The sequence below is a fragment of the Paraburkholderia sp. Clong3 genome (assembly GCF_050436485.1).
GTDB classification, from domain to species: domain Bacteria; phylum Pseudomonadota; class Gammaproteobacteria; order Burkholderiales; family Burkholderiaceae; genus Paraburkholderia; species Paraburkholderia tuberum.
This window is the reverse complement of sequence record NZ_JBNDMH010000004.1, coordinates 152,788-165,807: the sequence shown is the minus strand read 5'-3', so window position 1 is coordinate 165,807 and position 13,020 is coordinate 152,788. Positions and strand designations below refer to the sequence as shown.

Here is a 13,020-nt window from a genome sequence, read left to right as displayed (position 1 = left end):
ATCAGTCTGCGGATCACGAGGGCATCCTCCCGTCGCGGTCAGCGAAGATCCGGTATTCGTCAAACGGACGCATCGCCGTGTCGATGAAGCGCGGATCGATGATGCCTTGCGACGCCTTGTAGAGCGCGTGCTCATAGATGGTCTTGCCCGTCATGTCGTCGCTGTCAAAGCCGGTCGTGCGCGCCGATCGCCATACCTGCTCCGCGCCGCGCCAGTCGCGTTCGGCGACGCGGTCGAGAAACTCCATCGTTGGCCGGAAGATTTCCATGGCAAGCGTCTGCCCCTTCGTGCCGGCCGCCACCTTGCCTGCCCGCGTGAAAAGTCCCTTCAGGCGGCAGTGTTCGCAACCGGCTTCGTCGCGGCACGCCATCTTCGATGTGTCCAGGCCGAACTTGCGTTCGAGCGTTTCAATCTGCGCTGCGGACATCACGTCACGTGCCGGCACCTTGCAGTGCGGGCACAGCAAGGGGATCAGTTTCTGGTTCGCGACAGCATTGATGAACTTCTCTGAGGACACTTCGTCCATCGGCAACTGCAGGCGCCCCCCGGCAAGCCGCATGAAGGCACCGATCAAGCTGTCTGCGTGAAGCGTGGTCCGCACCGGATGTCCGGTGAGTGCGAGTTCCGCCACGAGCCCTGCGACAACACGATCCCGTATCTCCCCGACCGTCACATCGTCAGGGTCCATCCGCATTAGCGTTCGGATAACTTCAGCGCATTTACGGTTCGCTTCTTCATCGGTCTCATCGGGACGACGGGGAATCGAAATGTCCGAGAGCCAAGGTTGCGGATACTCGGACGGCTCGTTGACCGCGAACTGCTTGCGCAGGTCGCGCGACGCGAGCATGAAGGACATTGCGCGCAGCAACGTGGACTTGGCCGACCCCGTCTCGCCGGTGAGGACCGTGACCCCGCCGCTGACGTTGCCCAGCGCCTGGACGATGCGCAATTGGGACGTCTGCAATCCCATCTGTTCCGGCATCAGCACCTTGAGGTTCCGGAAGTTGCCGTCGAGCAGGCGCAGACCGACGTCGAAGCCGCCTACGAGCGGTGAGCTCTGCCAGCGGATGTTGACGATATCTGACTGCACGACGAGCGGGATCATGGCCGACTGCGACGCAGTGGGCTGGAACGTCTCGCCCGAGTTCGTATTGCGCGCGACGAGATCCTGATAGGAGGCCGACAGCGCACGACGCACCAGCGCCTTGGGAAGCTTGCGGTACGTGTAGAGGTCACCGTTCACACGGAACCGGACTTCGACATCGTCGTTGAAATCGCGGTATTCGTAGTGGATATCGCCTGCCCCGTAGGTGTGAGCGGCTTCGGTCACGTCACGGAACGTGCCGATGGCGCGCGAACTCTCCGGTATGATCGCCGTCGACCGGTTGCGCTCGCGCGCGTAGATCGCCGCAATCACCGCGTCCGTCGCAATCATCTCCTCATGCACCTTGATGTCGGCGCGCTCGAGATCCTTCACGTAGGTCGGGTAAAGCGCGGACTCATGAAATGTCCGCGTCGTGACGACGATTGCCATCCCGGCCTGTACTTCGACGGCCACGAACTCACGGCGTGCGGAATCCGTGATGCGCAACGTCGCATCTTGGCCGCGATCACTCAGAATGCGCTTGAAACCCAGTGCATCAGCGGCCACCAGTTGCGGCAGCCCAGACGGCAGAAACTCCGTTTGCTGCGGGACCACGTCCGCTTGCGCATGGAGCTCGTGCACCTCCTGCGTCTCGTCAGCGGACTCTGTCGGCGGCAGGGCCCGTGGTGAGACGTCGTGCGCTCCGACCCGCGGCTCGCCGGGCTCAGCAACAGGACGCTCCAACGTGTTGGACGCCATCGCTGACTCGGAACCACCGTCGTGCGTCGCTTCAGCAAAGTTGGGAGCCGCCGGTTGCGCTTCAGTGGAGTGATGAATCGCCGGCTCAACTCGCGCCGGGCGCCCGGTTGCTTCCGGCTGTGCCGGATCAACGCCAGCCGCCTCGTGCGGGTTGCTTTCATTGGCGTCGACGTCGGTGACTTCCGCTATCCTCAGCCTCATGCCCAGCGTCATCGGCTGGCCCGGCCTGGTGTCCACAGGCTCTGCCTTGACCGGCTTGCCCTTGCGCATGAAGCGCCGCTCGCGGTCGGCGTTCTCCTTGCCGTCTGCACCGGCGATAGGCATCGACGCCGGGGATTCGTCAGTGAACCCGGCGCACAACGCGCGGAACCGTCCAAGGATGCCGCGCGAAGACGGCTCATCGTTTTCAATACCGTTGAACAGGCTCATCGTTATTGACCGGTCAAAGGAAAGGAAGAAGGCAGCGGCCCACCCAGATCACTCAGCGTTCGCGTCGGCCTGCCGGATTGCTGCGCGTTGTCCGACGTATTGGCCGTGCCGCCGCTGATGGTTTCCGTCCAGGTACGTCTGCCATCCGTGACGGTGACGACGAATCCATCAACGCGCTTCACGGTCCAGCCATTGAGCAGCTTTGCGCCGACTTGCGCGGGATAGGAGGCCTTGCGGTACTCGTAAAGCACCGACGGACCGCTCATATCGCTGAAAGCGCCAACGAAGCGCACCGGTTCCGTGCGGGAAGCCGGCGGTGCCGCCCTGATGACCGGCGCGGTTGCGGGCACGGTTGCAGGGGCGGGCGCGCTGAGCGTCACTGCAGTACCCTGCAGCCCGCCATCGCCTGCAAGCTGGCGCGCGATCTTCGAACGGGTAATCTGGTCGATCTCATCGATCGACAGGTGCGGCGCAGTCCCGGCCGGTAACGTCTGCGCTGCCGGTTGCGAGACCTGTTGAGAGGCCGCCGCTTGTAAGCCCACTGGAGTCGATCTGGCGAGCGAACCGCCTGTCGCCGCTCCGCTTGCCGGTGCAGCGCCTGCCGACACGGGCGTACCCATGTCGAGAGTGGCTGAAGGTTCGCGCACGCTGACCGTCTGCATGTGCGGCGCAGCCGGCTTTGTCTGTTGCGCCTGCGCAGCGCCGGACACCAGCGTCAATGCACTGGCAATCGCTGTCAGCCGTTTAGTCGAGAACATAATATTTGCCCTTCGCTGTGAAATGGATTCCGCCTTGGTCGCCTACGCCGCTGTTCGCCTTCCCGGTTGCGCCCTGTTCGTTCAGCTTCAGCTCCACGGTCATGGAGTCGAGCGTCATGTTGGATGGCAGCTTCGCGAGCAACGGCGATTGCCAGCGAAAGCCGTTGATCTCCCAGGTACCGACGCGAATCATCTGCGCGGGCCGCGGTCCAGTTGTGCCCGGCGGGACCGCGAGTAAGGGCGTGGCCGGTTCGATGTGAACCGTGTAGCCGTAGCTGATCAGCTCGAACGGTTTGGTAGAAAGCTTCTGCGGCGGCGTCTGCACAGCGTCGATCAGTCCCTGCTCGGTCGGCCAGGCTTTCTGGTCATTGCCCGTCACGAAAGCGACGTCTGGAATCTGGGGGCCGCGTGCTCCGGCATGCAGACCATCCGCGTCAAAGTGCAGCGGACGCATCGCCTCTGGCGCCGCCTTGCGGAGGTCCTCAAAACTGCCGCCGTACCGGCGAAGGGTCAGCGCGCAATAGCCCTGCGTTGCGCACACAGCCTTCTCAAAGACCCAGCCGGCCACGACGGATTCGCTATTGCCAAGGGTAGAAAGAAGCGCTGGCGCCAGTTGATTGGCGCGCGGCATCTTTGCGGCGAAGGTCTGACGCACAAGCGCTGCATATCTGTCTTCGAGCGACGGCTCTTTCGGCGCAGGCGGTGCGGAAGGATTCAACAGGTCGAGCAACTGGATGCCACCGAAAACGACGGCCGTGAATATCACCAGCACCGGCACGAGTGTCGGCAGGTTGACCGGTACCGTCGCGACGCGGCCAGTCTTGCGATCGTCAAGCAGCGCCGCAGCGCCGAAGCTCTCGTCCACGTCTCCGACGGCCTGGCCGGAACCGAGCGTCGTCAGCGTCAGGTTAAGGCGCAGGCATTCCTGCTCGATGGCCAGACGCCTTTCGTGCGCCTTCGGGGTGGTCAGGACTTCGTCGCTGCGCACGACACCGCGCACCACGAAGACGACATGCACGCGCTGGTCGTCCTGCAGCAGGACCAGTGCGGCAGGCCTGCCCTTCACGCGTTCATGCTGCGCAATGCGCGCCGCACCCGAGTAAAGCCTCGCGCCTTTGATCTCACCCGTCTCAGGTGCGCAAAAGCCGCCGATGACGTCCTTGCCGCTCCGGTATTCGACGTAGTGCGTCGCACCGAAGTCGTCGGCATAACGGCGGCGCTCGGCGCGCATCTGTTTCGCCGGATACGCGCGCCAGTCCAGCCCGAAGACGAGGCGCGCCTTCCTGTCACGCGGCAGTGGATCGGTAATGTGCATGCCCGCGCTCACATCGACGGGACGACCGTAGCCGTCAGCATGATCACCTGAAAAGTCTTCGACCTGTTCCACAGACCCGTGATACCCGCGATACCGCCATTCGTCGTGCTGTTTGCAAGGTCCGTCATCTGACCGTAGAGCACCACCGTCTGGCCGTCAGACAGCGCGATCGTCTGATCCTCCTTGCTGCCGGTCGTGTGTGCAAGCTGGATCTGTTGCAGTGTCTGGCCAGAGCCGACCGAGGCCGACGTGAACGGGCCATTGAGCTTCGAACTGTCGGCCCAGTACGAGAGGATGATCTGGTTATGGTCGTTGACCGCCGGCAGGATGTTGACGAAGTCACCCGTTGTCACGGTTCCTGGCGTGAGCCCCGGCACGCCTCCGGACGTGGCCGTGAGGCTCCCCGCAGATGGAGTGGTCGAGCGCAGATAGTCGTCGCTCTGGAATGAGGCGATGGAAACCGGCAGGCCGTTGAGCGTCATTTTCGTCTGCGTGCTGTCCTGCACCGTGCGGCCATACTGGTTCAGCGCATTGATGACGGCGTTCGTGCCGGAGAACGGCGCATTCGATTGCAGCACTGACAGGCCGACCGTACCTCCGCCCGATGAGAGCGACGTCGGCGACGTGAAGCTCACCGCATACTTGGCCAGACCGTTCTGGATATAGTTGAATACGACATCGGCATTCACGCCCGCCTGACTGCCCGTGTTCAGCGAGATCTGCAGCGTACGCACGCGCAGCATCACCTGACGCGTCGATACAGCGTTTTCCTGCGCGAGCAGCTTGCCCATCCGGTCCGCCGCCTCACGCGTGTCGTAGACCATGACGAGACGGCTCTGCGGATTCACGGTCACGCGACCCATTGGCGAGCGCAGCTTGTCGAGTGCGTCGCTGATCGCCTTGATCTGATCAAAATCCCCCTCCCGCCCCGTTGACGTCTGTGCGGCGAACGAGCCCGTATTGCCGCCCGATCCACCGGTGCCGTTCGCCTGGTTGCCCGTCGAGGTGTCCATCCCCTTCGACATGGTCGACTTGATCGACACCTTCCCCGGGATCGCGGCGATCTGGTACATGCGAGTCACAAAGCGCGTAATGTTGATGGTCGAGCCGTCAAACGACCAGTCGAGACCGAGGTCTTCGGTCATGCGGGTCAGATACGCGCCGGCATAGCCCGTGAAAACCTGGCCGTAGACAGCCTCTTCATAGGCATTGCCGTTCGATCCTGTCGTTGTGCCCTTGCCGCCCGCCGACTCGCGTGGCACCAGCGAACTGCGAGGCACGAACACGTCGGGGCTCAGATGGACCGGATAACCCGTTGCGCCCGAGATGAGGGTCGAAATCTGCCTGATACCGATGTTCGCCGGCATCGTCACCTTCTTCTCGCGGAACGTCGCGGGCAGCGTGGCTTCATACGCGACCGGGACAAGCCGGTCGCCGAGAAACGCCGTCGACACGTCTTCGACCAGCGCCATCGAGCCAGGCAGGTTGGCCATCGCATCGCTCGCGGTGTGATGCGCCCCCTCGTAAGCCGAGTTGATGTCGTTCTGATTGACCGCGCAACCCGCGATCATCAGCGAGCAGGCTACGGCGAGCCCAGTTCTGATAATGGATGCGTGACGCATGGTATTAGTCCTGGCAGTTGGCCGCGCGCGCGACGACGCGGATGACGTTGTTCGTGTGACGGCAGACACGCGTAGGCACGCGCATGTGATTGGTCGCCTGCATGACCTGAGTGAGGACAGAAGTGAAGTCGCCAGAGAAAGTCGCGTTGAATTCGAGCGGCAGATCGTCATCGACCTTCCACGCGAGTTGCCAGCCCTGCGTCTGCAACCAGCGGTCGAGCGCGTTTCTCAGATTGAGGTCCTGCGGCGAGACGGAAAGCGTCAGCACAGCCGGTGTCGTCGGCGCTCCAGGCAGAACCACCGATGCAACGCCGGTCGCAGTCGGTGCAGACGATCCGGCCGACGCGGTTGGCGCGGCTGCGACGACTGGGGCCGCGGCGGCAGGCGTGGCACTCGCAGTCGTCGTGCGCGACGCCGGGACTGCTGACAGGATCTGCCATCCATCGCCCGCGGGAGGAGCAACGTGCGACTGGTCAGGGTCGATTGAGGCATGGCTCCATCCCGAGACACCCACTAGCGCCAGTGCGACAAGCACACGCGCGATCACGCGTGTCCGTTCATTGCGTTCGATGATCACATTCACTTGTTATTGCCCCTGCCGCTGCAGGCGGCGATAGATAGCGTTGGCATAGGTCAGTTGCTTCTGGGTCGAAACCGCGTTGTAGGCACCCACGGCCTTCCAGGTCGGCCCAAACTGTTTGATGTTTGAGGCCAGAATCCAGGTGCCGACGTAAGCGTTCACACAGGCGTTGAATAGGTGCTCGCGCCGGATGCCGTACTGCGCGAGCCGTGGGAGCCACGACGAATTGATCTGCATGAGGCCAATGTCTTCGGTCCCGTTGCTGTTAGCGTTCACTGCGTTCAGCCGCATGCCCGATTCGTGCTGTGCAATCGCGCGCACCAGTTGCGCGCTGATGTGCCGGTAAGCAGCGGCGTCATCAAGGCAGTCAGCCCGCGCAACGGCGGTGCAGCCAAGCAACACCACGCAGGCAATGGAGACGGGCGCAGCGTGCATCACGATTTCGCCACCGCTGTTGCGGGTGCCGTCGGCGCGGTAGGAGACCCGGGCGCAGGGCGCTCGAAGTACTTCACATCGTGGCGACGCGTGACGTTCACGGTATTGCCGTCCGCGGTGACGATGAACTGTTCGGACGTGCCGTTGAACATGTAGTAGCGGCCCTTCTGCTCACCGGACCCCAGGTGCTTCACGTCCGCCACGTTGATCTGCACCACCGACTCAGCGAACTTGAAATAGGTGTGGCCGTCGCGATCGAACACAGCTTCGAGTCGTGCCGGGCTTGCCGCGTCGAAGTCATAGACTATCCCTGCGGAACGCGCGAGCTCGACCGCCTTCGTGCCGTCCGACACGACCATGCGCTCAGCGCGCTCGACTGTCATCACGTTCGCAGCAGCATCCCACTTCGGATGCAGCGAGCGGCCTTCGGGCGTTTTGAAGGTGAGCCCCCCCGACGGCTTCGATGCGAAGCGGATCTGCGTATGCGTGTCGTCGCCGTCGCGGATCGCCTGCGCGCCGAAGTATTCGGCCAGCAGCGAAGCGGGCGGAGTGGGCTGTGCCGGTTCCTCGGTTTTCGCCGCCACGGTCTGCGCGATCGGATCAGCTTGCGGTTTCTCTCCAGCGGCATAGTTGAGCGCGCCGGACTTCGGCGCATCGCGGTGCAGGCGGATGTGGCGCGACGTGAAATCAACGTCCGCACACAGTCCGCTTTGCGTCATGAGGCGATCGAGCGCCTGCATCCAGTTCTCGCCCGCACGCGTGGCAAACGCGCGTGCATCCGTGATGTCCACGTCCTTCTGTGCAGACCCCGTCCAGCCCTGCGGAGCCAACGCCTTGACGAAACTGGCGACGGGCATGCTCGCCTTGAGCGCGCGGACCGGTTCGAGCGCACCATGCGTGCCGATGAGGACGAGGCGATTGGTGAAACCATCAAAGCCAGCGGGCTGATCGTCGCGTAACGCCGCGAGCGTGCCACGCGCCCCGCCGCCGATGAACGTGTTCGCCTTTGTCCAGCGCGCACTGGCCGGGCGGCCGGCCACCGAGTAGGTGATTGTTTCGGGCGTGCCATCGACAACGACATAGGGGCCTTCCGTATGGCCACCGACTGCGGAAATGACCTGGCCCGCGCGAGGCTGGATGTAGGTCTTCGATCCATCGTTGAAGATGAGCGCAGGACGCTCGGCGATACCGCCCGCGATCTCGTAGTCGAAATCGAACGGATCGGTATTGGCCGCATTTGAAGCTGCCGCTCCCAGCGCGGCGATACATGCGAGAGCAATTCGTGAGAAGGTGCGCTTCATAGGCCCGCTTCGATCTGGTTGAGGTGTCGCGCGAAACGCGCGAGATACGCCTGCCCCGGAGCCGGATTGGCGCTGTGGTAATACGCAATTGCTTTCGCGACCGACCGCGTTTTGCTGTAGTTCTCGTTGAGAATGTCCTCAGCAACGCGGATGCTGGTCGCAGGTGCCAGTGCTTCCCACGGCGAAGCAAAGCGCCGCGCGTGCCAGCACCAGTTCACTTGCATCAGGCCTACGTCGAAGTCGCACCGTCCGCGCGCAATCAGCGACTGCATCACGCGGTATGCATCCTCGTGCGACCTGAAGAAATAGCCCTGCCCTGCGACGTTCAGGGTCCATGGCCATGCACGGCCATTGAAGCCCGATTCATTCAGCGCGATGCCCGCGAGCACCTTCGGATCCACGCTTGTGTGCATCAGCTCGAACGGCGCCGTCGCACCTGCGCACGCCCAGCCGCCACGTCCTTCCGCGATCGCAGCCTGTGCATCGTCATCAAGCACGACAGGTTGCAGCCAGCCCTTGCTCACCAGCAAACGCTCGAGCGAAACGTTGCGCGCATCGACAGATACGGTGATACCGGTGTCAGGACTGCTGCCAACCGGCTGACCAACGAGCGGTGCGGCCCACGATTCGAACGCTTTCAGCCCGCAGTAGAAAACGGGTTTGCCATCGAAGTTCGCGACCGAGCGCGCGCCGGCCTGCGTCAGCACGACGCTCGTCGGGCTGATGACATTCCCGATGGTCGCAGCGCGGCTTCCGGTCGAAAGCGCCGCCAGCGAGAGAATCAAAACAAGGCGCCTAGTCACCGCGGTACGGCTCCATGTAGATGTCGCGATTGACCTTGATCATGAAGCGGCGCTCGCCCGGACCCGTCGTGATCGTGGGCGGGATGTTCTTGTAGCGATCAAGAACCGACTGCGAGGTCTGCGCGGCAACCTGTCCGGCCGTAGTTCCAACCTGCGTGACGCCGAGCGGGCCAGTGGTGGTCGACGAAGTGCCGCCCTTGTCGAATGCACCCAGAAGGATCGCCGTGAGGAACGACGTGCCGAAGATCTTCAGGAAGTGGCTGTTGACGTCGCCCGAGAAGCCGGCAGATCCATCGGCATCCGCGCCCTGCCCGCCATAGAGCGGCACATGCTTGCCGTTGGGCAGCCGCATTTCGGTTGCCGCAACGAGAATGGTCTGCTGGCCCGGCTGGATATCCGAACTGTAGGGCGCGGTGATCATCGTGCCCTTCGGAATCATCAGGCAATCGCCGCGGAGGCTGTCGTAGACATCTTTTTCCACCATCAACGCAGCGGTGCCGGGACGATCCGAATCGAGCCCTTCGATGGAGAGCACGGGAATATGATGCGGCGGAGACAGCACGCAACCATGCGCCTGTCCAACGAAACCGCCCCGAGAAAAATCCTCGCCGTTGCCTGATTGCCCTGCTGCGGTCTTGATGAACGCCGTATCGCGATCCTGCGTCGTTGGAGTGGTGCCATGCCCCGCCTGCGGGCCAATGCCCGCTGCCGCCAGCGCTGCCGCGACCTGTGCACCGGCTGAACCGGCGGCCGACTGCTGTGCGGATGCCTGTTGCGCGGCAATCTGCTGCGGCGTGAGGATGCCCGTTCGAAGGATTGCCTGCACGGGCCCGTTATCCTTGACCTTGACGCCGGGACGGAAGATCGCCGACGCGTAGATCGCATCGTTATCCGACTGGGCCTTGATTTCGCGCGTGTGCTCGTCAGCGACGAAGTTGTCCGCCGTCAGACCTGGCGCGAGGCTCGGCGCTGCGGCCGATGCAGCACGCGGCAATGCGGCAGCTCGCGCCTCGGACGCCGCAATCCGTCGTGCGGCCGATTGCTGGTCCTCAATGATCTTGTCGACGTCCTGGGTGCTGGTCGACTTGTCGACCACTTCCGCCTGTTTTGCCTTCTTTGCGAGTTTCGCTTCGTCGTCGGCTTTCGCGCTCTCCTTGACCTGATAGTAAAAGCCCAGTGCCGCAATGACGACCGCCGCGACTGCACCCGCGCTGATCAGCGCGTTCCGCGGCGACTTCCCTTTCACGATCTGCGCCTGCGCGCCCGTCGGCTGTCCGTTTGGCCCTGTCATGTGCGCCTCCCCTCAGAAGCCGAAGACGCCGGGGCGACCCCGCCTGATCGTGACCTGGTCATCGGCAGCGCGCAGGACAATCTCGTCGGCCATTTCCTGAACGACGATGTATTGCCCCCGCCGGATGAAGTTAGGGCTGACGCTGTCGCCGTGGTCCTTGACGATCGGCACTGCGAAAGGCGCGTTCGCAGGCAGGCGCAACCACACCGACTTACCGTCATCGAACACGGTCTCCGGCCGGAACGGCGCCGAACCGGATACCTTGTAGTCGAAGTTCAGCCTGTCGGGCGACACACCGAGCGGGCCAGAGTCATTCGCATTGGCTCCGCCCTGCCCCGCGTCCGTCGTGTCGGCGTTGCCCTCCTCGCGTGCGCGGACCTTGGCCATCAGCGAATGCGGATAGTTAAACCGCACGGTCTGATAGAAAAGCCCCGCCCATCGGCGATGAGACCAGCGTCATGTCGTACTCGCGCTGGTTCGTCGTCAGGTGCAGCGTGTTGACAAGGCCAGGCTTGACCGGCTTGATAAAGACGTGATTCGAACCGTCGGTATCGACGATCCACTGGACCGAATCGCCAAGTGCCGGCTCTGTCGCCAGCACCTCACCGCGCGCAAGCTCGATCGTTGTCGTCTTGAGTGGCGCAGTCATGATGCGGTAGATCTGGTCCCGGCTATAGGGGAACACCGCCATGCGGGCGTCGCCTGGCATGGTGATCGGATCGGTACCGGCGTTATAGGGATTCACCGGGCTCATCGGATCACTCATCGCATTGGCGATATCGAAGGATGCGGACGACACAGGGCTGCCCTTCCTTGCAGCGAACACTGGCGAGCAAGCCACCGTGACGCAGGCAAAGGCCGTGACCCACGAGGCGAGCGTACGGGAGTCGATCATCATTGAGTCTTCTGGATGGAGAACAACGGATAGAAGATGCCGAAGGGATTGAGGCCCAACGCGTCTTCTGATGTGGGCGGAATGATCTGGTAGCGGAACGTCAGGGCGTACTTCTGCACGGCCGGCTTGTCGGTCGGGGATTGCGTGGTGGTTGTCGTGAACTCCACCACCGCAGTCGAGTCTTCAAGCATCGCGACATTGGTCACGCGTATTTCACGCACCAGCTTAGGGTTGAGTGTGATCTGCTGGAACGGTGCATCGATCTTGAGCCAGTCGCCGAACTGGTTCCGTGCATTGCCGACCATCATGGCCTTCACGCCGTTGATGTTGCGGGCCATGCGCGAAGTCTGGATGTCATCGGTGAGCACCGGCTCGATCGTGAACCATCGCTCGACGGTCTCACGAAGTGAGGTGCGGATAGCCTGATCATCCGGCTTGTATGCCGTCAGTTGCGCGACGACAGCATGGCCGTTCGCGTCCCCTGACACACCATAGGCCTTGACGACGGACGGTGCCGGGTCACGCGTGTAGATCGCACCACCAGCAATGAACACGAGGATGAAACAGAAGGTCTTCCAGTGGTTCGCTTCAACGCGCAGACGCGAGCCGTTGTCGAAGATGATCTTCTCGGGGTCGTCTTCGGAGTACCCGCCGGGGGCGGTAGACAGTGCGATCTGCTTTTTGCTGCGGAAAAGGGGCATAACGGTCGATCCATTTGGGCCGACTCCATTGAATCAGCCCGCATGGGAACCAGGTCATGCAAAAGAGATGCGATTTACGGAGGCTTTTGAGGAACGGCTGCGTGCCGAAACGCAGCCACCACAACCCGTCAGCCGGCTAACACCCTTATCCCGGAAAGGTGCGGAAAAACGATAGCTTTTGGGGAAGCGAATGCGAGTGGATAAGGATAGGATTTCGGCTTGTTACATGATTTACATGAAATCGGTAGATCACGTCATTGATTTAGAAAGAAAAAGTAGACTTTTTGGCGTCAGCCGGCTGACGGCGTGCTCGGGAACATCGTGCCCCGTTCTTCAACTCACGAGATGTGATCGCCCCATTCACGTTTGAGCTTCCCTTGACATTCAAACGTACGAGTTAGCCTAGCTTCAACTCATTTTGAAAAAGGCTGTATGAAACCAGATTCACTTACGCCGCATCAGCAAGAGGCTTTCGCTCAATACAGCGAGTTGCGCCAGCGGAACACGTCGATCATCACGTTAGGGCGGCTATGCAGCTCTTTTTTGAATCGGCAATTCTGGCAATCTCAATCTGAAATGGCCGCGGCCTTGGGCATTTCAAAACCGCACGTTACTCGGTTGCTGCACGCAGCAAGAGTTCCAGACGAGGTTATCCATACTTTTGGCGACGCACATCGCATTTCGTTTGAAACCGTGCGGACACTCGCGAAGATAGAAAACCAGATCGGGCGGCTGCTTTTGATAGCTCGCGCAGGGAGCTTTGGCACCCGGCGGGACCTAAAGGTGCAAGAGATACTCGCGGCCTTCGCTACTGGCTTTGTGGCGCCGACCCGCGAACAAGTCGTGAGACTCGCGCGCCATAAGGAGGAAGATTACATCAGGCTGTACTCGGCGCAGTTGAGCCGCATGTCCTCGGATCTTCCGCGTCTTGAGAAGGCGATCAACGCTGTTTTGGAGGGAGTCTTGCAACTGATCTGAGAGGCCTCCGGTCGAGAACCGCGCGTCTGTTAAGTCTCAGCGTTTTCGTAGCCAAGTCGGAATGCGTCA

General features: G+C 62.1%; 11 protein-coding genes and 1 pseudogene. 1 reads left to right on the top strand and 11 read right to left on the bottom strand.

The genetic code is table 11. From position 1 onward, the window contains the following. Nucleotides 1-13: 13 nt before the first annotated feature. The 11 genes and pseudogenes from OKW30_RS38750 to OKW30_RS38700 all read right to left on the bottom strand — a co-directional run bounded on the left by OKW30_RS38750 (nucleotide 14) and on the right by OKW30_RS38700 (nucleotide 11,973). The gene (locus OKW30_RS38750) at nucleotides 14-2,272 is read right to left on the bottom strand and encodes an ATPase, T2SS/T4P/T4SS family (protein WP_429349327.1); all 2,259 of its coding nucleotides are present in this window, start codon (nucleotides 2,270-2,272) and stop codon (nucleotides 14-16) included. A gap of 2 nt (nucleotides 2,273-2,274) precedes the next feature. After that, nucleotides 2,275-2,982: a hypothetical protein gene (locus OKW30_RS38745; RefSeq protein ID WP_429349614.1), complete on the bottom strand. Its 708-nt coding sequence runs from the start codon at nucleotides 2,980-2,982 to the stop codon at nucleotides 2,275-2,277. 34 nt (nucleotides 2,983-3,016) lie between these two features. Next, nucleotides 3,017-4,345, bottom strand: a complete 1,329-nt coding sequence (locus OKW30_RS38740; RefSeq protein ID WP_429349326.1) for a hypothetical protein — start codon at nucleotides 4,343-4,345, stop codon at nucleotides 3,017-3,019. An 8-nt stretch (nucleotides 4,346-4,353) separates the two neighbouring features. Then, the gene (locus OKW30_RS38735) at nucleotides 4,354-5,967 is read right to left on the bottom strand and encodes a type II secretory pathway protein (protein ID WP_429349325.1); all 1,614 of its coding nucleotides are present in this window, start codon (nucleotides 5,965-5,967) and stop codon (nucleotides 4,354-4,356) included. A 4-nt stretch (nucleotides 5,968-5,971) separates the two neighbouring features. After that, entirely contained in the window at nucleotides 5,972-6,550 is a 579-nt protein-coding gene (locus OKW30_RS38730) for a toxin co-regulated pilus biosynthesis Q family protein (protein ID WP_429349324.1), read from the bottom strand. 3 nt (nucleotides 6,551-6,553) lie between these two features. Next, a complete protein-coding gene (locus tag OKW30_RS38725; protein ID WP_429349613.1) occupies nucleotides 6,554-6,982 on the bottom strand; it encodes a lytic transglycosylase domain-containing protein in 429 nt (142 codons plus the stop codon). After that, the gene (locus OKW30_RS38720) at nucleotides 6,982-8,283 is read right to left on the bottom strand and encodes a TrbG/VirB9 family P-type conjugative transfer protein (protein ID WP_429349323.1); all 1,302 of its coding nucleotides are present in this window, start codon (nucleotides 8,281-8,283) and stop codon (nucleotides 6,982-6,984) included. Before OKW30_RS38720 ends, OKW30_RS38725 begins: the two co-directional genes overlap by 1 nt. Continuing rightward, complete coding sequence (locus OKW30_RS38715; RefSeq protein WP_429349322.1) at nucleotides 8,280-9,086, bottom strand: transglycosylase SLT domain-containing protein; 807 nt, start codon at nucleotides 9,084-9,086, stop codon at nucleotides 8,280-8,282. Before OKW30_RS38715 ends, OKW30_RS38720 begins: the two co-directional genes overlap by 4 nt. Continuing rightward, complete coding sequence (locus OKW30_RS38710; RefSeq protein ID WP_429349321.1) at nucleotides 9,079-10,377, bottom strand: TrbI/VirB10 family protein; 1,299 nt, start codon at nucleotides 10,375-10,377, stop codon at nucleotides 9,079-9,081. The genes OKW30_RS38715 and OKW30_RS38710 overlap by 8 nt, the downstream gene beginning before the upstream one ends. Before the next feature lie 12 nt (nucleotides 10,378-10,389). Next, nucleotides 10,390-11,275 (bottom strand): annotated as a pseudogene (locus OKW30_RS38705) (TrbG/VirB9 family P-type conjugative transfer protein). Then, nucleotides 11,272-11,973 (bottom strand): type IV secretion system protein, encoded by a 702-nt coding sequence (locus OKW30_RS38700; protein WP_429349320.1) that lies wholly within the window; start codon nucleotides 11,971-11,973, stop codon nucleotides 11,272-11,274. The pseudogene OKW30_RS38705 and the gene OKW30_RS38700 overlap by 4 nt, the downstream one beginning before the upstream one ends. A 432-nt stretch (nucleotides 11,974-12,405) precedes the next feature. Here OKW30_RS38700 and OKW30_RS38695 point away from each other — a divergent pair, with 432 nt between their 5' ends. Beyond that, nucleotides 12,406-12,951 carry a hypothetical protein gene (locus tag OKW30_RS38695; RefSeq protein ID WP_429349319.1) on the top strand — a complete coding sequence of 182 codons (546 nt, stop codon included), beginning with the start codon at nucleotides 12,406-12,408 and terminating at the stop codon, nucleotides 12,949-12,951. Nucleotides 12,952-13,020: the final 69 nt, after the last annotated feature.

Coding starts and splice junctions, on each gene's coding strand:
- OKW30_RS38710 (WP_429349321.1), bottom strand. CDS start 10,377: ATGACAGGGCCAAACGGACAGCCGACGGGCGCGCAGGCGCAGATCGTG.
- OKW30_RS38720 (WP_429349323.1), bottom strand. CDS start 8,283: ATGAAGCGCACCTTCTCACGAATTGCTCTCGCATGTATCGCCGCGCTG.
- OKW30_RS38750 (WP_429349327.1), bottom strand. CDS start 2,272: ATGAGCCTGTTCAACGGTATTGAAAACGATGAGCCGTCTTCGCGCGGC.
- OKW30_RS38695 (WP_429349319.1), top strand. CDS start 12,406: ATGAAACCAGATTCACTTACGCCGCATCAGCAAGAGGCTTTCGCTCAA.
- OKW30_RS38725 (WP_429349613.1), bottom strand. CDS start 6,982: ATGCACGCTGCGCCCGTCTCCATTGCCTGCGTGGTGTTGCTTGGCTGC.
- OKW30_RS38740 (WP_429349326.1), bottom strand. CDS start 4,345: ATGCACATTACCGATCCACTGCCGCGTGACAGGAAGGCGCGCCTCGTC.
- OKW30_RS38700 (WP_429349320.1), bottom strand. CDS start 11,973: ATGCCCCTTTTCCGCAGCAAAAAGCAGATCGCACTGTCTACCGCCCCC.
- OKW30_RS38735 (WP_429349325.1), bottom strand. CDS start 5,967: ATGCGTCACGCATCCATTATCAGAACTGGGCTCGCCGTAGCCTGCTCG.